General features: G+C 61.4%; 13 protein-coding genes. 4 read left to right on the forward strand and 9 right to left on the reverse strand.

What is annotated here, in order from left to right; genetic code table 11:
- Positions 1 to 12 precede the first annotated feature (12 nt).
- Positions 13 to 750: a response regulator transcription factor gene (locus tag JO965_RS11700; protein WP_203443774.1), complete on the reverse strand. Its 738-nt coding sequence runs from the start codon at positions 748 to 750 to the stop codon at positions 13 to 15.
- Between the two features lie 770 nt (positions 751 to 1520).
- On the opposite strand from JO965_RS11700, the gene JO965_RS11705 reads away from it, so the two are divergent.
- The 3 genes from JO965_RS11705 to JO965_RS11715 all read left to right on the forward strand — a co-directional run bounded on the left by JO965_RS11705 (position 1521) and on the right by JO965_RS11715 (position 11843).
- Positions 1521 to 8636 carry a peroxidase family protein gene (locus tag JO965_RS11705; RefSeq protein ID WP_203443775.1) on the forward strand — a complete coding sequence of 2372 codons (7116 nt, stop codon included), beginning with the start codon at positions 1521 to 1523 and terminating at the stop codon, positions 8634 to 8636.
- Between the two features lie 140 nt (positions 8637 to 8776).
- Positions 8777 to 10516, forward strand: a complete 1740-nt coding sequence (locus JO965_RS11710; protein WP_203443776.1) for a type I secretion system permease/ATPase — start codon at positions 8777 to 8779, stop codon at positions 10514 to 10516.
- Between the two features lie 16 nt (positions 10517 to 10532).
- Complete coding sequence (locus JO965_RS11715; protein ID WP_203443777.1) at positions 10533 to 11843, forward strand: HlyD family type I secretion periplasmic adaptor subunit; 1311 nt, start codon at positions 10533 to 10535, stop codon at positions 11841 to 11843.
- A gap of 395 nt (positions 11844 to 12238) precedes the next feature.
- Here JO965_RS11715 and JO965_RS11720 read toward each other — a convergent pair whose 3' ends face one another.
- The 7 genes from JO965_RS11720 to JO965_RS11750 all read right to left on the reverse strand — a co-directional run bounded on the left by JO965_RS11720 (position 12239) and on the right by JO965_RS11750 (position 21203).
- Positions 12239 to 13480: an MFS transporter gene (locus JO965_RS11720; RefSeq protein WP_203443778.1), complete on the reverse strand. Its 1242-nt coding sequence runs from the start codon at positions 13478 to 13480 to the stop codon at positions 12239 to 12241.
- Between the two features lie 97 nt (positions 13481 to 13577).
- Positions 13578 to 15032 carry an amidohydrolase family protein gene (locus JO965_RS11725; protein WP_203443779.1) on the reverse strand — a complete coding sequence of 485 codons (1455 nt, stop codon included), beginning with the start codon at positions 15030 to 15032 and terminating at the stop codon, positions 13578 to 13580.
- An 18-nt stretch (positions 15033 to 15050) separates the two neighbouring features.
- The gene (locus JO965_RS11730; protein WP_203443780.1) at positions 15051 to 16781 is read right to left on the reverse strand and encodes an ABC transporter ATP-binding protein; all 1731 of its coding nucleotides are present in this window, start codon (positions 16779 to 16781) and stop codon (positions 15051 to 15053) included.
- Entirely contained in the window at positions 16778 to 17692 is a 915-nt protein-coding gene (locus tag JO965_RS11735; protein ID WP_203443781.1) for an ABC transporter permease, read from the reverse strand. Before JO965_RS11735 ends, JO965_RS11730 begins: the two co-directional genes overlap by 4 nt.
- Positions 17689 to 18660, reverse strand: coding sequence for an ABC transporter permease (locus tag JO965_RS11740; RefSeq protein WP_203443782.1), 972 nt, complete (start codon positions 18658 to 18660; stop codon positions 17689 to 17691). The genes JO965_RS11735 and JO965_RS11740 overlap by 4 nt, the downstream gene beginning before the upstream one ends.
- Before the next feature lie 58 nt (positions 18661 to 18718).
- Positions 18719 to 20287 (reverse strand): ABC transporter substrate-binding protein, encoded by a 1569-nt coding sequence (locus JO965_RS11745; RefSeq protein WP_203443783.1) that lies wholly within the window; start codon positions 20285 to 20287, stop codon positions 18719 to 18721.
- A 208-nt stretch (positions 20288 to 20495) separates the two neighbouring features.
- On the reverse strand, positions 20496 to 21203 hold the full coding sequence (locus JO965_RS11750; RefSeq protein ID WP_203443784.1) for a GntR family transcriptional regulator: 708 nt from the start codon (positions 21201 to 21203) through the stop codon (positions 20496 to 20498).
- Between the two features lie 168 nt (positions 21204 to 21371).
- Here JO965_RS11750 and JO965_RS11755 point away from each other — a divergent pair, with 168 nt between their 5' ends.
- Entirely contained in the window at positions 21372 to 22562 is a 1191-nt protein-coding gene (locus JO965_RS11755; RefSeq protein ID WP_203443785.1) for an amidohydrolase family protein, read from the forward strand.
- 81 nt (positions 22563 to 22643) lie between these two features.
- Here JO965_RS11755 and JO965_RS11760 read toward each other — a convergent pair whose 3' ends face one another.
- Positions 22644 to 23804, reverse strand: coding sequence for a M20 aminoacylase family protein (locus JO965_RS11760; protein WP_203443786.1), 1161 nt, complete (start codon positions 23802 to 23804; stop codon positions 22644 to 22646).
- Positions 23805 to 23812: the final 8 nt, after the last annotated feature.

Raw genomic sequence — 23812 nt, forward strand, 5'->3', positions numbered from 1 at the left:
GTCTCGTCAGAATTATGATAATCGATTGTCAGATCGATATTCTACCACGTTAGTGTCAAGGTTCCCGAAATCGACACTAATTGTGTACTCTTCATCACAGCCTTGATGCGTGACACCTTGTGATCGAGCAAATAGAGCAGCTTCTACCCTATTGCGGACCTGAATCTTGTTCATGATGCTCGTGACGTAGTATTTGACGGTGCCTTCGCTCAATTCGAGCTTGTCACCAATTTGTCTGTTACTAAGGCCAGTTAGCATTGATAAGATTTGCCGCTCCCTCGGTGTAAGGGTTTTAAGCCGGTCCCTGGGTTTTGACGTGTTTGGAGCGGTCTGTTTGTACATCAAGAGCTTTGGAGCAAGGGTCGGTGAGATACAGCCTATGCCTTGGTCTAACGCTCGCACTGCATCTACCAGTCCGGCGCCGCCAGTGCTTTTCGGAAGATAGCCATGCAATCCTCTTGTTATGGCCTCGCAGATCCGATCTTCGTCGGACATGTCTGAGAGGAGCAATACTTTGGCGAGTGGGTAACTGGTCATGATCGCGTCGAAAGTTTCAAGCCCATCATCCGGTAAACTCATGCCGATGATGATCACATCTGGTGTGCTCTCCTGCGCTATTCGCATTGCATCTCTTTTCGAAGCTCCCTGTCCCACGACTTCCATGTCCAATTGCGTCTTAAGAGTATGTATTACACCGTCTCGAAAAAGAGGCTGATCGTCGACAATACTTACCCGAATCGTCTTTAACATTGAGTTCCTCTCCAAGACGAACATGTATTGAACACGCGTATTATATTGGGGCAGCGAGTGTCATCACTGCCCAGTCAAATCTTTTCATTCTTTGGAGTCTTGCTGGTTGAATTATGTATCGGCTTTGAAGGTTGAGCCCTATCTACCGCGGTGTATGCGGCGAGTACTATGGCCTTATCTCCTTTTGATCGTAAAATTGAGCCATTCCAAAGATGATGTCCATGTTCTTGTGAAAGAACAATATAAATGAAGAGAACTATGAACCTCATTCGGTGGCGAAAAAGAGCTAGCCCAAAAGGCAGGATGCTGTTGAGCTTATGACCAATCACCCGTGAGGAAAAAGCGGGAGCGTTAAGACCGGCGTAGAGGTCTCAGCTGATGCTCAACTCCATGAGGTGGCCCGCTGTCATTGTCAGGGCGGGAGCGGTTCGGATCCGCGAAGTCAGTTCGCTCAATCGTTCGATATGGTGAAAGGTGAGCTCACAGGCGACCTGGTGGCTACAAACCAGTGTTGATAAGGGCGAGGTCTGGCGAAGGCCAGGGCGCTCCTTTCTTACTGAAAGTCAGACGTGCAGTTGCTTCCCAGCCGAACGCGCCGTGAAAGCATCCGAGTGAGACAAACCAAAGTCTGACGTCGCAACTAACTTTGGTCCTGTCGAGTAAAGACGTTAGAAAAACATGAGTTAGACCTCAGTCAAAATAGTAAAAGCCTGACTTTCTGCTCATTATGATTGTGTCCTTCTCAATTACATAGGGCTGAGGGCTTTATTATGGTCGCCTATATTCGTTCGGACTTGGACTTCATTCTCGCTCAAATCAAGATCGCTGAAGCGCATGCCGCGGGTCAGCCCTTGTATGGCGAGGACGGCCTGATCCCTGCCTACAACGTGGCATGGGGTTTGCGGACTGTGGACGGTTCCTACAACCACCTCCTCCCCGGTCAGGAGCAGTGGGGTGCAGCGGGCCGCGCGTTCCCCGAACAGCTCACGCCGGTGTATCGTCCTGCAGACGGAACGACCTTCGATCCCGATGGCCCTGGCCCGGCTCCCACGATGCCGACGGCCCCGAACTACAATCCATCGAACGATCCTAATTCCCTCGTTTTCGACTCGAGCCTGCGCACCATCTCCAATCTGCTCGTCGATCAGACACTGGGAAATCCGGCAGCAATCCTGACGGCCTTGGAACGCGCCGGTTCGGCCAACCCGATGGCCGACTTGCCGGCTGTGACGGCCATCTACCAGGCCTTCAAGCCGGCCTGGGATGCGGAATACCAGGCCCGTGTCGTCATGCAGAATGCCAAAGCTGCGGCAGAGGAGCTGGGCGATGGTGATCCCGACACCGAACCGTCCGCCGAGGAGCAAGCTGCCCTTGATGCGTGGGCTGAGGCCACCGCGGCCCATGCCGTAACGGTGACGAATCTGAACGCTGCCCGGGTCGTGCGTGACACGGCGCTTGTGCCGTTCGGCATCGCAATGGATGGCGACAACGTGCACCTTCCCGCGGTCGCTCCGGACGAAGGCCTGTCGGCGCCGTTCAACTCATGGTTCACCCTGTTCGGCCAGTTCTTCGATCACGGGCTCGATCTCGTCAACAAGGGCGGCAGCGGCACCGTCTTCATTCCGCTGCAGCCGGATGATCCGCTCTATGTCGAAGGCAGCCACACGAATTTCATGGTTCTGACGCGTGCGACGGTTTCTGCCGGAGCAGACAACATCATGGGTACGGCCGACGATGTCGGTCCCGTGAACACAACAACGTCGTATGTCGACCAGAACCAGACCTACACCTCGCATGCCTCGCATCAGGTGTTTCTGCGTCAATATGAGGTGCAAGACGGGAGGCCCGTCGCAACCGGCATGCTGATCGAAGGTGCCAATGGCGGCATGGCCACCTGGGGCGAGGTCAAGGCCCAAGCGCTCATGCTCGGCATCAAGCTGACCGACTTCGATGTCGGTAACGTGCCGCTCCTGCGAACCGACCAGTATGGCAATTTCATCCCCAATGCGGCCGGCTACGCGCAGGTGATCACAGGCATTGGTGCTGACGGCATCCCGAACACGGCCGACGATATCGTCATCTCCGGAACGCCGGGCAGCCCGGTCGACCCGACGGTCGCGGGAGCCCTTCGCACCGGTCACGCTTTCCTCGCGGACATCGCCCATGAGGCTGTCCCGATCGGAAAGATTGCCGACGGCGATATCACCATTGGCCTGGGCAACCCGGGCAACGGCGATACCGAGTACGACAACGAACTGCTTGACGCGCACTTCATCGCCGGCGACGGCCGCGTCAACGAGAATATCGGCCTGACGGCGGTCCACCATGTGTTCCATGCCGAACATAACCGGCTCGTCGAGCACACCAAGGAGGTCGTCCTGGCCGACGCCCAGGAAATGCTGGACAATGGTGCCTCTCAGGCCGAAGCCGTGGCCTTCCTCAACGAATGGTTGGCGTCCGACGTGACCGAGGTCCCAGCCTCTCTTACCGGTCTCGTCTGGGATGGCGAGCGCCTGTTCCAGGCGGCGAAATTCGGCACCGAAATGCAGTATCAGCATCTCGTGTTCGAGGAGTTCGCCCGAAAGGTCCAGCCCAACATCAACGTATTCCTCGTTCCCGACGGGTTCGACACCACGATCAACCCGGATATCATCGCGGAATTCGCACATGTCGTGTATCGGTTCGGTCACTCGATGCTGACCGAATCCATCGACCGCTTTAGCCCCACCTTCGTTGGAAACCACATCGGCCTCATCGACGGCTTCCTCAATCCGGTCAACTTCGACTCCAATCATGCGATCACCGACGACATCGCGGCCGGCGCCATCATCCGGGGCATGACCCGGCAGGTCGGCAATGAGATCGACGAGTTCGTGACGACCGCGCTGCGCAACAACCTGCTCGGCCTGCCGCTCGATCTTGCGACCATCAACCTCGCCCGCGGCCGGGACACCGGCGTGCCATCTCTCAACGAGGCGCGCGCTCAATTCTATGCCGCCACCAACCAGGATGTACTGCTCAAGCCCTATGAGAGTTGGGTCGATTTCGCCGGGCATCTCAAGCATGAGGCCTCGATCATCAACTTTGTAGCAGCCTATGGAACGCACGAGCTGATTACCAGCCAAACCACGGTTGAGGGCAAGCGCGACGCCGCGATGACACTGATCCTTGGTCAGTCGTTCGGGGGCCTGGAGGTCCCGGCCGATGCAGCCGATTTCCTCAATGCAACCGGTGAATATGCCGGCGGTTCGCTCGGCGGTCTCAACAATGTCGACCTCTGGATCGGAGGTCTTGCAGAAGAGATCATGCCCTTCGGCGGCATGCTCGGCTCCACCTTCAACTTCGTCTTCGAAGTTCAGATGGAGAAGCTTCAGAGCGGCGACCGCTTCTACTACCTGCAGCGTCTCGACGGCCTGCATCTGTTCGGCGAGATGGAGAATAATTCCTTCGCCGCCATGATCATGCGCAATACCGACGCGACCCATCTGCCGTCAGACGTGTTCTCGACACCGGGCCTGATCCTCGAGGTCGATGCAACCAAGCAGTTCAACGACCTTGATGGTGATGGAGACCTGGAGACCGGCGATCCAACAGGCGGCGGCATTCTGAGCCAGGTGGTCATTCGCAACAATCCGGCAACGTCCGGACCCGATACCAACTATCTGCGCTATAACGGCGACGAGCATGTTGTGCTCGGCGGCACCGACGCGAACGATACGATCATCGCCAGTATTGGTGACGATACGCTCTACGGCGATAAAGGGAACGACCGTCTCGAGGGCAACTTCGGAAACGACATCATCAATGGTGGTGACGGCGATGATATCATCGTCGACAGCGGCGGTGACGACAACATCAAGGCCGGCGCCGGTAACGACGTGGTTCATGCCGGTCCTGGCCTTGACCTGGTGATGGGCAATGACGGCCAGGATTTCATCTTCCTCGGCACAGACATGGGCTCGGAAGTCTTCGCCGGTACCGGCAACGACTTCATCTACGGCAACAAGAATGCCGAACGGATCCTCGGCAACGAGGGCAATGACTGGATCGAAACCGGTACCTTCGACGGTGCCCCGGGCGACAACTTCGACGAAGTCTTCGCGCATGATGGTATCGACGGCCACGACGTGTTCCTTGGCGATGGCGGCTTCGACGAGTTCATCGGTGAAGGCGGCGACGACATCATGGTGGGCAGCGCAGGCCGCGGCAAGATGGTGGGTATGTCCGGCTTCGACTGGGCGACCTACAAGGACAATACGCTCGGAGTGAACGCTGACCTCTCCATCCCGATCATCTTCGACGAGGCGCCGACGGTGCCGCAGAATGCAGCGCTGGATGAGTACGAGTCGGTGGAAGGCCTTTCGGGAACGAAGTTCAACGACATTCTGACTGGCACGAACGACGTGGCTGCGGACCGTGCTCCTCTGTCTCAAGGTGGCAGCACAGGCTATCTCGGTAGCGTGCTCGACGCCGAGGGCATCGCTCTCATCAAGGGGCTTCAGGATTTGCTCGGCGCCGGTGTGACGTCGTTCGACGGTGGCGACATTATCCTGGGCGGCGACGGCAGCGACCGCATCACGGGCCAGGCCGGCGACGACATCATCGACGGCGACAGCTGGCTCGATGTGCAGATCGGAGTCTTCGCACCCGGCGATACGGAGCACACCGGCACACCGATCGCGCTGCACAAGAGCATGACGACCCTTGCGGCGAGCATGTTCAACGGCACGATCAATCCGGGCCAGCTCGCCATCGTGCGGACGATCAGGAACAGCACGACGCAGGAAGCGCTCGGCGAGACCACCGACAGCGACGGCATCGCCGATGTCGACAGGGCCGTGTTCTCCGGTGCGCGTGCCGATTACGACATCACCTTCAATCCGGACGGCACGGTAATCGTGGACCATGTCCGCGGCCTCGCGACCGACGGCAGGGACACGATCCGCAATGTCGAGATCCTGGACTTCACCGATCAGGACATCTCGCTGCTGGCGCCGACGCTGGATCTTCATGGCGACGTCACCGTCACCAACACCACGACGACCCCACAGGCCTATCGCGATACATTTGACACAGCTTCGCACAGCAACAGCAACGGCTCTGTGAACTGGACAGCAACTCCTTGGGACGAGACCAATGACGACGACGGCGTGACGACGGGCCAGATCCAGATCGATGCAGGAGCTGGCAATGGCACGAACGAGTTGCGCTTCCTCGCCGGCGACGGTGCGTCGATCACGCGCACTGTCAATCTCAGCGGTGTCACAAACGCGACATTGTCGTTCGACTATGATCGCTTGAACGGTATTGAGAATCTCGACGCCGGCGAGACGGTCGAAGTGCAATATTCTCAGACCGGATCATTCGCAGTAGGGAACTACACCGTATTGCAGACGATCAACAGCAACTCCGGAAACTTCTTCACTGGCGCAGGATCAAGTTCCTTCAATCTAAACCTGACCGGAGCTGGCGCAAATTCTGCCATCCGATTTGTCTCAACGGCAATCAACGGCGCGAACGAACGAGTCACTATCGACAACTTCAACATTGCTACGACTACGACCACGACCACGACTGTTCCTGGGACACCGGGTAACAACTACGTAACCGCCTACACAGAAAATGGCCCTGCCATTGCAATTGCTGCCGGTGCAGTGATTACAGATGATGGCACAACCATCAATTCGGCACGGGTCGTTCTCACCAATGCCAGCGCAGGTGATGTCCTGTCGGTCGCCGGCGGTCTTCCAGGCGGTATCGGGTTGTCGATCGACAGCACCACTGTTCCCGGACAGATCATCCTGAATCTGACCGGCACATCATCCATCGCCAACTACCGGACGGCGATCCAACAGGTGCGATACTCCAACACCTCGGAGAACCCGGCAACGACTGCCCGTATCCTGCAGGTCACCGTCAATGATGGCCTGCTGAACAGCAACGTCGCCACAGCGACCGTCAACGTGACTGCGCTGAACGACGCTCCACTCGCGGTAACCGACAACGTGTTCACCAACATCGCCGGGAGTATCCTGGTGCCTGAGTGGATGATGCTGGCCAACGACACGGATGCAGAGGGCAATGTCCTGAACGTCACCGGAGCAACCGAGAACGACGCGAACTTCTCCATCACCTTTGCATCCTCGGGAGACGTTACTGCCGCACGAACCGATACCGATGACACCAAGGACTTCACCTACACGATCAGCGACGGCAGCCTCACCTCTTCTGCCGATGTTGACATCGTTTGGGATACCGCCGGATCAATCGACGGCACCATTGTTGGTGACATCCTCCTTGGTAATGCTAACGGTACGACCTTCAACGCAAATGGCGGCAACGACATCGTCGCTGCTGGCGGCGGAGCTGACACTGTCAACGGCGGTTCGGGTAACGACACCCTCGATGGCGGTGATGGCAATGACTCGATCACCGGAGGTACCGGCGATGACGTCGTCAACGCCGGCACCGGCAACGACAGAATCGTCTGGAACGCCAATGGGTCCGGCGATACGGACGGGTACGATAAGGTCGATGGCAGCTTCGGTACTGACACGTTCGCCGTCGGTACGCGAGCAAGTGAGCAGGAAACCTTCCGGGTCTACACGAAGGCCTATTGGGAACAGGTTCTCGGCATGCCGAGCCTGCCTGCGAACACGGAAATCGTCGTCACCCGTACTGTGGGGGGCACCACCTCGATCATCGCGGAGCTCGACAACATCGAGGAGATCCGCATCGGCAACCAGACGGCCGACCCGGTTCCCGGCGGCCCGCAAGGTGCCGGCGCGGGCGACACGGTGCAGATCTTCGGTGATTTCACGACCACCAGTCTGGCGTTGAACACGATCACCATCGACGGCACTGCCGGTGACGACACGGTGGACATCTCGGCTTTGGCCTCGGCACACCGGATCGTCTTCCGCTCCAACGGCGGCAAGGACACCATCGTGGGCACACTACGCGCTCAGGATGTGATCGAGCTGCCTCCGGGAATGTCGATTGACGACTATACGGAGGAGACTGACGACGAGGGCATCACCACACTGACAAGCACCGACCATCAAATCACCTATACGTGCTCCGAGCGGCCCATGGTTCGGGAGTGCACGGCCGAGGAGCCTCCAGTCGAGGAGCCGCCGGTCGAGGAGCCTCCGGTCGAGCAGCCGCCCGTCCAGCAGCCCCCGGTTCAGCAGCCTCCGGTTGAGGTTCCTGTGGATGAAGGTCCGGTGAACGAGGTCAAGTGGGGTGGTCGCGGCCATGACAGGCTCTGGGGTCAGGACGGCCACGACAAGCTCTACGGCGGGTCTGGACACGACCGGCTCTGGGGCAAGGAAGGCCATGACCGACTCGACGGTGGGGCAGGCAGCGACCGGCTCTCCGGCGGAGCGGGCAATGACAAGCTCTACGGCAGGTCTGGCAATGACCAGCTTGATGGCGGGTCTGGAAACGACCGGCTCTGGGGCGAAGACGGCCACGATACGCTCAAGGGTATGATCGGCGACGATCATCTCGACGGCGGCAAAGGCAAGGATCGTCTCTATGGCGGCTCGGGCAATGACAGCCTCAAGGGCGGCTCTGGCGACGATCGTCTCGAGGGCGGCTCTGGCAACGACCTCCTTAAGGGCGGGGCCGGGAATGACAAGCTGACCGGCGGCTCAGGCCAGGACACCTTCGTCTTCGAGAAGAACGGTGGCTGGGACACCGTCACCGACTTCCGCAACGGTCACGACAAGATCGATGCGAGAAGCCTGTCCGGGGTGGACAGCCTGTCCGACCTGAGCCTGATGCAATCGGGCAACAACGTCGAGATTGTGCACGGCTCCGACATCCTCGTCCTGAAGGGCGTCAAGGTATCCGATCTCGACAACAGCGACTTCGTCTTCTGATGCGGTTGGCCTGAGATCGAATGGCCCCGCCGGGAGCATGCCCCCAACGCTCCCGGCGGGATCCTTATCAAAACATCGGTGTGAGTTTCTCAAGACTCAATCGAAGCACCACAACGACACCATCCGTCGAGGCAATGGCGATGACCGGCTCGCTTAAAAAACGTCTCAGTATCTTGGCCTCCTGTCGCGGTGCCTTTCTGGGCGTCGCTGTGTTGAGTGGCCTGATCAATCTGCTCTACCTCTCGGGCTCGATCTTCATGATGGAGGTTTATGACCGGGTTCTGCCCAGTCGCAGCATTCCGACGCTGGTCGGCCTCTCCGTCATCATCGTGGTGCTTTATCTCTTTCAAGGCCTGTTCGATATGCTCCGCGGCCGGATCATGGCGCGCGTCGGCGCAGCGCTCGACGAGGATCTGAGCCAGCAGATCTTCCAGGGCCAGCTCAAGGCGCCTCTCAAGGGCAAGGTCGATGGCGACGGGCAGCAGCCCCTGCGCGACCTCGACCAGCTGCGGGCCTTCCTTGCCGGCGGCGGGCCGTCGGCGCTGTTCGACCTGCCCTGGATGCCGCTCTACCTGTTCATCTGCTTCGCCTTCCATCCCTGGCTCGGCTTCGCGGCGCTGGGCGGTGCATCGCTTCTCGTGGTCATCACCCTGCTGACCGAGTTGCTGACCAAGGAGGCCTCGAAAGCCGCCGTGAGTGCGGCCCTCGTCCGCAACGGAATCTCGGAGGGTGCACGCCGCAACGCGGAGGTCGTGCAGGCGATGGGCATGGCCCAGCGGATTGGAGTCCGCTGGGGCGACGCCAATGCCAGCTATCTGGCTCACCAGCAGCGGACCTCCGATGTGGCGGGCGGTTTCGGCGCCCTGTCGAAGGTGCTGCGGATGCTCTTGCAATCGGCCGTGCTTGCGCTCGGTGCCTATCTGGTGATCGACGGCCAGGCCACGGGCGGCATCATGATCGCCAGCTCGATCCTCACCTCGCGGGCCATGGCGCCGGTCGAACTCGCCATCGGCAACTGGAAGGGCTTCGTCAGTGCCCGCCAGGGCTGGCGGCGGCTCAAGACTCTGCTTGAGGAGAACTCACATGCCGAGGAGCCCCTGAAACTCCCGGCGCCCCAGTCCGTGTTGTCGATTGAGAACGCAGGAGCCGGTGCTCCGGGTGGACAGCGCTTTGCCGTCCAGGACGTGGCGTTCGAGCTGGAGGCCGGCAGCGGGCTCGGCATCATCGGCCCGAGCGCGTCCGGCAAGTCCTCGCTCGCCCGCATGATCGTCGGCGTGTGGCCGACCTGGCGCGGCAAGGTCCGCCTTGACGGTGCAGCGCTGGAGCAATGGCTGCCGGAGAATCTCGGGCGTCACATCGGGTACCTGCCGCAGGATGTGGAGCTCTTCGCCGGTACCGTGGCGCAGAACATCGCCCGCTTCGAGCCCAATCCAAAATCCGAGGCGATCCTCGCCGCCGCCAAGGCTGCCAATGTGCATGAGATGATCCTCCAGCTCCCGGACGGCTACGAGACCCAGGTGGGCGAGGCCGGAACCGCTCTATCGGGCGGACAGCGTCAGCGCATCGCTCTCGCACGGGCCCTCTATGGCGATCCCTTCCTGGTGGTGCTCGACGAGCCGAACTCGAACCTCGACAACGAGGGCGAACAGGCTCTGACGGCCGCGATCATGAGCATCAGGGCGCGCGGTGGCATCGTCATCGTCATCGCCCATCGACCGAGCGCGCTGGCCGGCGTCGATCTGGTGCTCGTGATGGGCGAGGGGCGCGTGCAAAGCTTCGGCCCGAAGGAAGAGGTGCTGAGCAAGGTGCTGCGTCCGGTTCCGGCTTCGCAAGCACCCGAGCCACGGGTGGCTTCCGTCGCTCCGCTGAAAGTCGTCTAAAATCTCGAGGGATGTCATGAAGTCTGCAAACAAGGTCAGTGCCCGCACGGCGATCCGCCGTTACTCGCTGCTCGGCCTCTCATCCGCCTTCTTCCTTGTTGGCGGCCTCGGCGGTTGGGCGGCCGTAACCGAGCTTTCCGGCGCCGTAGTGGCGCCGGGCGCGATCGTGGTCGACAGCCATGTCAAGAAGGTCCAACATCCGACAGGCGGCGTCGTCGGTGAGATCCTTGCTCGCGACGGCGACCGAGTCAGATCCGGAGATGTCGTGATCCGTCTCGATGAAACGGTGGCACGAGCCAATCTTGCGATGGTGGCCAAGAGCCTGGACGAGTTGGCCGCTCGCCAGAGCCGGCTCGAAGCCGAGCGCGACGGGATAGAGAAAGTTGCCTTTCCATCCGGGTTGAAAAGCCGCCTTGATGACCCGGAGCTTGCAAAGCTGATCCAGGGCGAAATTCATGTCTTCGAGTATCGTCGCGCGGTTCGGACCAGTCAGAAGGCGCAGTTCAACGAGCGCATCGCTCAGCTCCAGGAGCAGATCGATGGATTGAAGTTGCAGGCCTCGGCCAAGGCCGATGAGATCCAACTGATCCAGGACGAACTGACCGGTGTCGAACAGCTCTGGCGCAAAAATCTGGTTCCGATCACCCGGGTGACGGCGCTCAAGCGGGAAGAGACACGCCTGCGCGGAGAACGCGGACAGCTCATCTCGAACATCGCACAGGCCAAAGGCCGGATCAGCGAGACGGAGCTCCAGATCATCCAGATCGAGCAGGATCTCAGAAGCGAGGTCTCCAAGGAACTGCGAGAGGTTCAGGCCAAGATGGCCGAGCTCGTCGAACGCAAGGTTGCCGCAGAGGACCAGTTGAAACGCATCGACATCCGCGCTCCCCAGGACGGCGTCGTGCACCAGTCGATCGTTCATACGGTTGGCGGCGTCATCAATGCCGGGGAACCGCTGATGCTGATCGTTCCCGAGGCGGATGAACTCTCGATCGAGGTGAAGGTGTCGCCCCAGGATATCGATCAACTGCAGACCGGACTGGATACGGTGCTGCGGCTCTCGGCCTTCAATCAGCGGACCACGCCGGAACTCAAGGGCCGGGTGAGCCTGATTGCGGCCGATCTGGTGACGGACGAGCGCTCCGGCATACAGTATTATCCGGTGCGGGTGGCCTTTGCCGATGGTGAGCGGGACCGCCTCGGGAGCTTGAAGCTTGTCCCAGGCATGCCGGTGGAGGGCCTCATTCGAACAGGGTATCGCACGGTGTTCTCCTATCTCACCAAGCCCATCACCGACAATATGACCAAAGCGTTCCGTGAGGAGTAGGTTCGACAGTGGACCTGACGCATTCCTTGAGCCAGGATTGAGCTGCTTCTCGATATCCTGGCTCTCGAGCATCGGACCAAAAAGTCGGATCTACTTTTGGGGTTTATTCCGATGTTTCCCTTCTTGAAGAGCGCATCGTCTCGCGTGGAAAACTGGAGACACTTTTCGCTGATGCGAATCCTCTGTTCTGTACAATGCGCTAATGACTGCTAGAGCTGTCCCCACTGATGTGGAATCATCTCTTCTCTGTGGTTTGCCGCATTTTTTGACAGCGAACCGGATCCGCTTCGCCGAAAAACGCTCTGGGTCGGTTTTCTAGGACAGCGCACGGATACCTTAGCCGAAACTCAATGGACTCTCTTGGTAAAGCAGATGCGAGAAAGTGCCCGGGTCAATCAGCCGTGTCTGAGGTGCGGCAGCACGTAAGCCGGGGCGGCAGCCTTGAATCCGCACCAGGTACAGGCAGCCGTGACCGCCGCCACCATGACGGCGGGGCCGATGAAGGGATCGGGCCCGCCCCGCAGCAGGCTGACGGCGAAGGGACACAGGGATGCGCCGAGATAGCCGATGCTCTGCGACATGCCCGAGAGCATCGCGGTCACCTCTGCGGTCGGAGCCCGGAGGGTGACGAAGAGCAGCGCGAGACCGAACAGGCCGCCTTGGCCCAATCCGAGGATCAGCGCCCAAAGATGCCGCGTCGGAAGCGGGGCGTAGAGCAGTCCTAGAAAGCCGATGCAGGTGGCGGAGAGAACAAGCACGATCAGCAGCCGCGGTGAAACGCGCTGTGTTGCGAGCGATGGGACGAGCAGGGCTGTTACCGTCTGGGCCAGGATCGACACGGAGGTGACGACGCCGGCATTCAGCACGTCGAGACCGCGGTCGCGCAGCAATGTCGGCAGCCAGCCCAGAACGATGAAGGCGAGACCTGCCTGGAGCCCCATGAAGGCCGTGACATACCAGGCAAGGCGGTCGCGCAGCAGCAGCGAGAAGCGCGGAAGAGGCGCGGTGCCGGTCGTTGCGGACCGGGAAAAGGCGAGGCCGCTCCACAGCAGACCGGCGACGAGGGCAGGGATGCTCCAGCTCGCCAGAGCCAGTGTCCATGATTGCCAAACCCGTTCGAAGATCGGCGTAAGGCCCGCAGCGCTGGCACCGCCCACACTCAGGATCATCGTATAGAGGCCCGTCATCGGCCCAAGGCGGTGGGGAAAACGGCGACGGATCACCACGGGCAGCAGCACGCCTGCCATGCCGATGGCCGCGCCGGCTAGGAGAGTGCTTGCAAAGAGGGCCATGCTATTGGGCAACACGCGAAGGACAAGCCCGGCGGCAAGGCCCGTGAGGAGCAGCGCAATGGCGCGCTCAAGGCCAAACCTTGCGGAAAGCAACGGTGCGAGCGGCCCGAAGATGCCGAAACAGAGCACGGGCATGGTTGTCAGAATGCCGATCCACGCGCCGCTCAGGCCAAGACTCTGCTGAATCTCGGTCACCATGGTCGCAGTCGAGGTAAGGGCAGGGCGCAGGTTTATCGCGGCTAGGATGACGCATGCCATCGTGAAGGAGACGACAAGAGAGCCGTGCCGCGCTTTTCTGCGCAGTGCCTCCACCCTCTTCGCCTCGAGATCATTTCGCGTGAGCATGACTTATCCCTCCAGCCACAGGATTATGACCGGCACGGTTGGTTCGGTTGCAGTCGCAAGAAGCGGCGCATATAAGCGCGCCGGAAAACTCAGGGCATCAGGTTCCGATCTGGTCCGTTGCCCTCACATGACGCCAGAACATCTTGGGCGTTTCCAGCATGTACCGGAAGCCGGTGCGGTCGAGCATCTCCTCGGTCTCGCGCTGCGCGTCGTCGAGAATCTCGCCTTCGTCGACGAGGACGGCCTTGCGGTCCTGAAGGGCGATGCGGCCGTCCACGATGACGGTATCCACGTCGTTGCCGTTAGCGAAATAGATGAGTCGGAAGACCGGCATGTTGAGCGGATAGAGATGCGGACGCCGCAGGTCGAGCAGCACCACATCGGCCTTCTTGCCGATTTCGAGAGACCCGATCTCCTTCTCCATCCCGAGCGCTTTGGCAGCATCGATGGTGCACATCTCCAGTACCCGGCCCGGCGGAAGCCATGTCGGATCCTTGAAATAGGTTCGGTGATAATGCATGCATTGCTGCATGTGGCGGAACATGTCGCCGGAACGGTCGGGTGCCGTGGCGTCGGATCCAAGGCACACGTTGGCTCCCGCCTCCAGCAATTCAGGAACCGGGCAACGGCCGAGAATGGACGCAATTGCGCTCGGGTTGTGGGCTATGCTGGTGCCTGTGTCTGCAACGATCCGGATCTCATCGTCGGTGAGGTTCGTGGAGTGCGAGAGGAGAGAGTTCGGCCCGAGGATTCCGAGTTCATTCGCATAGGCAACGCTGCCTTTCGTGTGCCCGTCCTGCGTGAAGACGAGCCCCGCCTCGCGTGCGAGATCGGCCGTCATGCGCGCCTGGCGCCTGGCCTCCTCCAGGTTCGCATGTCCGAGCTCGTCGGCGTGCTCGGCGCGCAAGGTCGGCGTGATCAATGCGATGCTGAGCCGCCCGCCATGGGTGCCGTGCCAGGTCTCGATCAGAGTCTTGCAGGTCTCGAACTGCTCTTCGAAGGTTACCGGACGTTCGACGGCCTTTCCGTCGACAAAGCGCGCATAGGTGCGCGGATGCGGTGGCCGGGTCGGGCCGACGGCGACGACGGAGCGGGTGCCAACCTCGCGCACGCCTTCGCAATGGGCATTGCCATAGACGGGTTCGTCGGTGCGCAGGATCGTGTCGCCGCCGCCCAGGAGAGAGACACCCGTCGTCACGCCGAAACGCAGGCGCTCGAGCGCCGCGAGACGGGCCTCGGCCCGCCAGAATTCCGGTGTCGAGGCAACCGTGTAGGCCTGATGGCAGGCCTCGTACCAATCGTCGCCGTTGCCGCCACCCATGGTCTTGATGAAGCCGTGACCCGCATGGGCATGTCCGTCGATCAGGCCGGGCATGACGATCTTGCGGCTGGCATCGATTATCGTCGAGGCCTGATGGACGGCTAGGACTTCTTCCGTGGTGCCGACGGCGACGATCCGATCCTTCTCGATGGCAACAGCACCGTTCTCGATGACACGGCGCTGCGGGTCCATCGTGACGACGATGCCGTTGGTGATGATGATATCGGCCATGCACTAAACTCCGGTCGGTCAGGCTGCTTTGGATTCGCCGCGAATACGGTCGAGGGTGGGAACGAGAGATAGCAGTTCCTGGGTGTAGGGATGCTGTGGCGCGTCGAAGAGGGTTTCGGAATCGGCTTGCTCCAACAGCTGTCCCTGTCTCATCACGGCCACGCGGTCGCACATCTGGCGCACCACGGCGAGATCGTGGCTGATGAGCAGAAGGGTCAGGCCGGTGGCGTCGCGCAGGTCCTTCAGCAGGTTCAGGATCTGCGCCTGCACTGAAACGTCGAGGGACGATGTCGGCTCGTCGCAGACGATCAGCTTCGGACGCGCGCCCAGTGCCCGTGCAATCGAGAGGCGCTGCCTCTGCCCGCCGGAAAACGCATGCGGGAAGCGCTCGGTGGCTTCCGCCTCGAGTCCGACCGCCTCGATAAGGCGGGCGACGTCGCCCGCCGCCTCGGCGCGAGTATTAGCGAGGCGATAGAACAGGATCGGCTCGGACAGGATCGAGCCGATCCGCATGCGGCTGTTGAGGGACGAATAGGGATCCTGGAAGATCATCTGGATCGCCTGACGCAGGGGCCCGACCCGGCGAGTCGCGCCCTCGCCGGCAATGCTCTGGCCGCGATAGAGCACGCGGCCCGCTGTGGGGCGTACGAGGCCCGACACGACATTGGCGATGGTCGTCTTGCCGCAGCCGGATTCGCCCACAAGGCCGAACACTTCGCCGCTGCGAACGGAGAAGGAGACGCCATCCACTGCGCGGAAGCGATGACCTTGCGAGCCCGGAAGCCAGCCGCTGGTGGTGTAGTCGACGCACAGGCTCTCGACCGACAGGATGGGTGCTTCGCTGGTGGCCGCGTCCGAGCGTTCGGCCTTCGCGCGCAGTTCCTCACGGGCCTGCTCCGCGCGACCTTTGCCCTCGTCACCCAGAACCGGGAAGCGGTCGAGGCGCTGGTCGATGCGCGGCACGGCGCCGATCAGCGCTTTGGCATAGGCGGCCTTGGGCCGGCGCAGAACCTCTTCCGTCATCCCGGTCTCGACGACCTTGCCGCGATGCATGATCGTGACGCGATCGGCGATCTGAGCGACGACGCCCATGTTGTGGGTGACGAGCAGGATGCCGATGCCGCGGCTGTCGGCCAAGTCCCGCAGGAGCTTCAGGATCTGAGCCTGGACCGACACGTCGAGCGCTGTCGTCGGCTCGTCCGCGACCACGAGTTTAGGATTGCAGGATAGAGCAGCTGCGATCACGACGCGCTGGCGCTGACCGCCGGACAATTGGTGGGGATAGGCCTTGAGACGTCGCTTCGGCTCGGGAATCCCCACGGCCTCGAGCAGCTCCAGCGCACGGGAGCGGGCGGCTGCCTTGTCGAGCCTGAGGTGGAAGCGCATGGCTTCGGTCAGCTGGTTCTCGATCGTGAAGAGCGGATTCAGGCTCGTCATCGGGTCCTGAAACACGGCTCCGACATCGCGGCCGAGCACGATGCCCTCGGCCGAGCCCCTGGCGGCGTCGAACCTCTTGCCGTCGATATGGATGCTGCCGGCGGCGATGCGTCCAGGTTTTTCGAGGAGCCCCATCACGGTGTTGCCGATGGTCGTCTTGCCGGCGCCGGACTCGCCCACCAGTGCATGGATCTCACCTGGACGGATGACGAGGGATGCGTTTTCGACGGCCGTGAAAACGCTTCCATTGGCGAGAGGATATTCGACCCGAAGGCTGTCGATCGCGAGAACGGGGGTGGATTGCGCGTTCATCGTTTAACCCTCAGCTTGGGATTGAAGCGATCGCGGAGCCAGTCGCCGACGATGTTGACGGCAAGGACGAGGATCACGAGGGCCAGGGCCGGGAAGAGGGCGATCCACCATATCCCTGAGAAGACGAACTCATTACCGATCCGGATGAGCGTGCCGAGCGAGGGGTAGGTCGGAGGCATGCCCACCCCGAGGAAGGACAAGGTCGCCTCGGTGAGCACCGCCGCCGCGAGATTGATGGTGGAGATGACGAGGACCGGACTCATCACATTCGGCAGAATGTGCCGCAGCATGATCCGCCGTGGTGGCAGGCCGATGACTTTGGCTGCGCGGACATAATCCTTCGCCGTCTCGACCATGGTGGCCGCCCGCACGGTGCGGGCATATTGCACCCACTCGTGAATGGCGATGGCGCAGATCAGGATGATCGGTGCCCATTCCGCCGTCGCCGCTCCGGGGAAGATTGCCCGAGCGATGCCGCTCACCAGAAGCGCCAAAAGGATGGTGGGAAAGCTCAGGATCACGTCGGCGATCCGCATGATCAGGGCATCGACCTTGCCGCCGAAATAGCCGGCGAGAAGCCCCAGCGTAACACCAAGGGTGGCCGCGAGCAGAACCGCACCGCCGCCGATGGCGATGGACACGCGCGCGCCGTAGAGCATGGCCGAGAGAAGATCGCGGCCCTGGTTGTCGGTGCCAAGGAGGAAGCGAGGATCGCCATCGGCCGTAAAGGCGGGCGGCAGCTCCGCGTTGATCAGCTCGAAGGAGGCAAGATCGGTCGGATCGTATGGCGCGATCCAGGAAGCCAGAAGCGCGCAGGCGACGAGGACCAGGGCCAGGATCGCGGCAACGATCACCGAGATCGGAGCGCCGAGGCGGATGAACAGGCTGGGAGTGGAGGCAAGCGTTTTCATGCGGACCTCGTGCGCAGGCGAGGATCGACCACCGCGTAGAGGATATCGACGACGGTGTTGATGAGGACGAAGAGCAGACCGACGAACAGCAGGTACGCCGCCATGACGGGAATATCGACGAAGCTCACGGCCTGGATGAAGAGAAGGCCCATGCCCGGCCATTGGAAGACGGTTTCCGTCACGATGGCGAAGGCGATGAGCGAGCCGATTTGAAGGCCGGTGACCGTGATGACCGGCATGAGGGCGTTTCTCAAAGCTAGTCGGAAGTGGATGTAGCGGGTCGGCAATCCACGCGCTTTTGCGAAGCGGATGTAGTCGCTGGACAGCACGTCGATCATTTCGGCCCGCACCAGACGCATGATGAGGGTGAGCTGGTAAAGGGCGAGCGTGATGCCGGGCAGGAGAAGCGATTTCAGGCCGCTGACTGTGAGAAAACCTGTCGACCACCAGCCGAGATTAATGACCTGACCGCGTCCGAAGGAGGGTAGCCAGCCGAGAGATACGGCGAAGACCAGGATCAGCACGATGCCGGTCACGAAGGTGGGGGTTGATATGCCTATGAGCGAAAGGGCCTGAACCAGCCGCGCAGCGACACCGTTGGGTTTGAGTGCGCAGAGCACTCCGAGCGGAATGCCGAGGGCGAGCGACAGGATCGTCGCGACGATCACGAGTTCCAGCGTCGCAGGAAGCCGTTCGGCGATCAGCTCCGTGACCGGGCGCTGATTACGATAGCTGATCCCCAGGTCGCCGCTCAGGGTACGGCTCAGGAAGCGGCCATACTGGACGACCAGCGGCTGATCGAGGCCGAGGGAGCGTCGGAGTTCCGCCTTCTCCTCGACGGAGGCGTTCTCGCGCGACATGGTCGCGACAGGATCGCCGACATAGCGGAACATCACGAACGACACCGCCGACACGACGAGCATGACGAGAGCGGCTTGGCCCAACCGGGAGAGGAGGACTTTGAACATGGGCGTTTCCCCGGCGGCCCGCCTCGATCAGGCGAGCCGCGCGTCTCCTGCTGCGGGTTTACTTGACGGTGGCGAACCACAGGCGGACGTATTCGTCCGGGAACTGCGGAACGTCGACGCCGTCGCGGACAGCCCAGGCCACGGGCTGCTGGTGGAGCGGGATGTACGCCACATCGTCCCGCGCGACCTTGAACGTCTCCACCATCATGGCCCGGCGCTTGGTCTCGTCGAGCTCGACGGCAACCTTGCGGGTCAGCTCCTCGACTTGAGGATTGCTGTAGGCGCCGGCATTCGAGCCGCCATAACCGTCCTTCTGCTCGGTGAGCAGGGATGAAAGGACGCTGAACCCGTCCATGGGCGGCAGGGTCGCCCAGCCTACCATCGACACGTCGAACTCACCGCGATCCTGGCGCGGGAAGTAGGTTGCACGGGACTCGGTCTGGAGCTCGGCTTGGATCCCGACCTTTGCCCACATGGACGCGATGGCGACGCAGGTCTGCTCGTCGTTGATGTAGCGATCGTTCGGGCAGTTCAGCTTGGTCTTGAACCCGTTCGGGTAGCCGGCATCCGCCAGGAGCTGCTTAGCCTTGCTCTGATCATAGGCCAGGGGCGTGTCGTTCTCCTTCGCATAGCCCGGGACGGGCGGTGCGACGAGCGTACCTGTATTGCGCGACTTGTCACGCATCACGCGCTTCTTGATCGTCTCCAGGTCGATGGCGTGCCACATGGCCTGGCGCACCTTGAGGTCGCGCAGCGGATTCTTCTGCCCCGGCATCGCCTTCAGCTCAGGGCGGAAGTTGAGCGACAGCATGATGAGGCGCAGGGACGGCTCCTCGATCACCTTGAAGCCTTGGGACGAGGAGATCCGTTGCAGATCCTGGAGAGGTGCGGGTGCGATCAGATCGAGCTCGCCCGACAGCAACGCGGCGACGCGGGTGGCGTCCGACTTCACCGGCTTGAATTCGATGCGGGTGAGATTGTGCTGGGGCTTGTCCCACCAGTCGGGGTTGACCACGAAGGTCGTGCCGGCATCGGGCTTGTAGGATTCAACCTTAAATGGTCCTGTGCCGATGGCGGTGGTCGAGGCGGCGGTGGTGACGCCGGTTGCGATATTGCCAGGCTTCAGGGCTCCGTTGGCCTCCATCCATTCCTTGTCGAGGATGTAGATGCCGGCGAGATCGTTGAGGAGGAGCGGGTAGGGTCCCTGCGTGACGATATCGACCGTGAAGTCGTCGACCTTTTCCGCCTTGACCACGGTCGCGAGGTTGCCACGGGCCCGGGCGCCGGGATCGAGGATGCGGTTGATCGAGGCGACCACATCGTCCGCCGTGAAGGGATTGCCATTGTGGAACTTCACGTTCCGGCGCAGCTCGAAACGCCAGGTGTCGGGCTTCACCGTCTTCCAGCTTACCGCCAGGGCGGGCTCCAGCTCCAGGGTGCGGCTGCGGCGCACCAGTGGGTCGAAGACATGGTGCAGCATGCTCGTCGTGAAGCTCTCCGTATGAGCATAGGGATCGAGCGTCGTGATGTCCGTGGGCGAGGCCCACCTCAGGGTCTTGGCCTCTGCCGGCATCCCCATGAGGGCGCCGACGGCGACGGTCAGGCTGACAGCAAATCTGGTTCTCATTTTTTGGCCTCCACAGATCCTCTGGATTGGATTCTTTATTGGATACAATGATGGAAAAAAATTGCATACAAAAATTGAAGCGTCAATTCCGCCAACGGCGAAATTTTCGTCATCCAGGAATGAAATGCGGGCAGCCGAGAGCCGGCACCCTGCGCCTGAGGGGCTATCGACGGCTATTGATTGTTCTGGAAGGCGCTACGCCCGGCTGTCAGGAAGCGTAGCGGTCAAGGATGGAACGAATGTCGCGATGCTTGTCGGAATTGGAGGACAGAAGCGCTCTGTCGGTGACGGCCCTAAGGTGGTGATCCATGGCGTCGATGGCGGCTTGGCTGTCCCGGGCGCGGAGGGCGTCGATGATCTGCTGGTGCTCGTTGATCGAGCAATCCGAGGAATGGGGCCGGCTGTAGAGCGCCAGGATCAGCGAGCAGCGCGAAACCACCTCGTCCACATATCGTGCAAGAACACGATTACCTGACAGGGATGCCAGCAGAATATGGAATTCGCCCGCCAGACGAATTGCTGCCGGTCCATCGTGAGCGTTGGCTTTCGTCTCAAGAGCCACGTGCTGTTCCAGCCGTTCGATATCCTTGTCCGTGACCTTTTCTGCAAGTCGGACAAGGACTTGCCGCTCCAGGCACATCCGCGTCTCGAAGACGTCCTGGGCCTCCGACAGGCTGGGCTGGGCGATGGTGGCGCCCTTGTTGGGCTGCATGTCGACAAGCCCTTCGGCATGAAGGCGCGCGAGGGCCGTCCGGACGATCGTCCGGCTGACGCCGAATCTGTCGCCGATCACGTCCTCGGTCAGCTTGTCGCCCGGCATCAGGGCCTGCTCGATGATCGCACGGCGAAGACCGGCATAGACGGAGTCGCTCCGGGTGCCGGTGACTGATTTGGGCTTTCTAACGGGCGCGTTCATCGAAGCTTGCTGGACAACTCAGGGGACGAACTATGTTCCACAAAACTCTTTGCTCAGGAAGGGCAGATTTCACTGGTTTGTGTATCCACAACTGTATACAAATTTTGCAGCGCGGCAATATCTTAAAGGAGTGCCGCACTAGTCGAGATCTGAAAAGCGAGGGCCTTGATGAATACCCTGGTGATCCGCAACGTCCGCCCGATGGGCAGCGAGGCAACCTCCGTGACGATCCGCAATGGGCGGATTGCCGATTACGGCCGGAATGTCGAGGAAGGCGCTGAGGTCTTGGATGGCGCTGGGGCCATTCTGATTCCTGGGCTGGTCGAAGCCCATACGCACATGGACAAGACGCTCCTCGGCATGGGTTGGTACCGGAACGAGGTCGGCCCTCGGCTTATCGACAAGATCGAGAACGAGCGAACGCAGCGGCGAATTCTCGGCATCGATCCCGCCCGCCAGTCGGCCCGCCAAGCGGTGCTCGCCGCCTCCCTTGGTACGACGCACATCCGGACCCATGTGGACGTGGACACGGAAGTCGGAATCGCAGGCATCGAGGGCGTTCTCAAGACGCGGGAGCGCTATCGGGACATCGTCGATATCGAGCTCGTAGCCTTTCCGCAAAGCGGCATGCTCATCCGGCCCGGCACGGTCGAACTCATGGAGAAGGCGCTGCAGCTCGGCGCCCAAGTCGTCGGCGGGCTCGATCCCGCCGGGATCGATCGTGATCCGAAGGGGCATCTCGACGTCGTGTTCGGTCTCGCCGAGCGCTATGGCGTGCCGGTCGACATCCATCTCCATGAGCCGGCGGAGTTGGGGGCGTTCTCCATGGAGCTGATCATCGAGCGCACGAAGGCCCTGGGCCTGCAGGGAAAGGTCACCGTGAGCCATGCCTTCTGCCTTGGCATGACCGATCAAGAGTATGTTACGGCGCTGATCGATGCATTGGCTGAGGCGCGGATCCACATTCTGACAACGGCACCCGCCTCCAGGCCGGCTCCCGCCGTCAAGCGGCTGACGGAAGCGGGCATCGTCGTCGCGGCAGGCTCCGACGGCGTGCGCGACACCTGGGGGCCGTACAACAATCCGGATATGTTGGAGCGCGCGCTCCTCGTCGGCCTGCGCAACAACCTGCGGCGCGACGATGAGGTCGCGCTCGCGCTCGACACCTGCACCTTCGGTGGTGCACGGATGATGGCCATCGACGATTATGGCCTGCAACCGGGCTGCTGGGCGGATCTCGTTCTGCTCGACGGTGAGACACTGGCCGAAGCCGTCGTCAGCCGCCGTCCGCGTAAAATGGTGCTGAAGCGCGGGAAGGTCACCGCTCGCGATGGTGTCGCGCAGGTCGAGGCCCCCTGACGCCGCTTAGGACATTTTCGGCGAAGCGGATCCGCTTCGCCGAAAATGCGGTTTCTCCTCGGCTTCGATAGGCTGGATCCGTCACACCGATGGCAAACGCTGTCGGATGATGGCGGCGTGGAAGCGTGCGCCGTAAAGCAGTCCCTTATCGTTGAAGTCATAAGCGGGATTGTGCAGGGGCGCGGAATGCTTGCCGTTACCGACGAACACGAAGCAGCCGGGCACATGTTGCAGGAACTGGGCGAAGTCCTCCGATCCCGTCATGGGCTCGCGGGCGGTCGAGACATGCTCCGGTTCAAACACTGTCCGGGCCGCTGCGAAAGCCTCGTCCACCAGGGCAGCATTGTTGAGGAGCGGCACGAACTCACGCGTGTAGGTTACCTCAGTGGCGACGTTGTAGGTCAGGGCCGTCCCTTCTGCGATAATGCGCATCTGCTTCTCGATCTCGGCACTGATTTCGGCGTGGAAGCTGCGGGCGTCGCCAAGAATGCTCGCAAGCCCGGGTAATGCGTTGCGGGTGCCGTCGGTGATCAGCTCGGTTACCGAGACGACGCCGATGTCGGTCGGGCTGAGACGACGGGACACGATGGTCTGGAGGTTCATCACGGTGGCGCAGGCTGCGACCAGAACCTCGTTGCCCCAGTGCGGGCGTGCGGCGTGACCCCCGACGCCTTTCAGGACGATCTCGAAATTGTCTTCCGCCGACATGATCGGTCCCACACGCGTCTGGAAGTGCCCGACCGGAAGACCCGGCATGTTGTGCAGGCCGTAGATCTCGTCGAAGGGAAAGCGCTCCATCAGCCCGTCGGCCAGCATGGCGAGCGCGCCTTTGCCCCATTCCTCGGCAGGCTGGAAGACGAAGCGCACGGTGCCGTCGAAGCCGCCTTCCTCGGCGAGGAGCTTGGCGGCGCCGAGCAGCATGGCCGTGTGGCCGTCATGCCCGCAGGCATGCATCGTGCCGGGATCCTGCGAGCGGTAATCCTGCGTTCCCTGTTCGGTGATGCGCAGGGCATCCATGTCGGAGCGAAGCGCGATAGCCCGGTTGCCGCTGCCGCGTTTGAGCGTGCCCACAACTCCCGTGCCGCCCACGCCTTCGGCGACATCATCGAGACCGAACTCCCTTAGTTTCGTGGCGACGAAGGCGCTCGTGCGCTTCTCCTCAAACCCGAACTCAGGATGAGCGTGCAGATCGCGCCGCCAGGCAGTCATGTCCCGTTCGAGAGCGCTCAGATCCATGGACATGGGTTTCT

Origin of the sequence: Microvirga sp. VF16 (assembly GCF_016864375.1) — a bacterium.
Classification (GTDB): Bacteria; Pseudomonadota; Alphaproteobacteria; order Rhizobiales; family Beijerinckiaceae; genus Microvirga.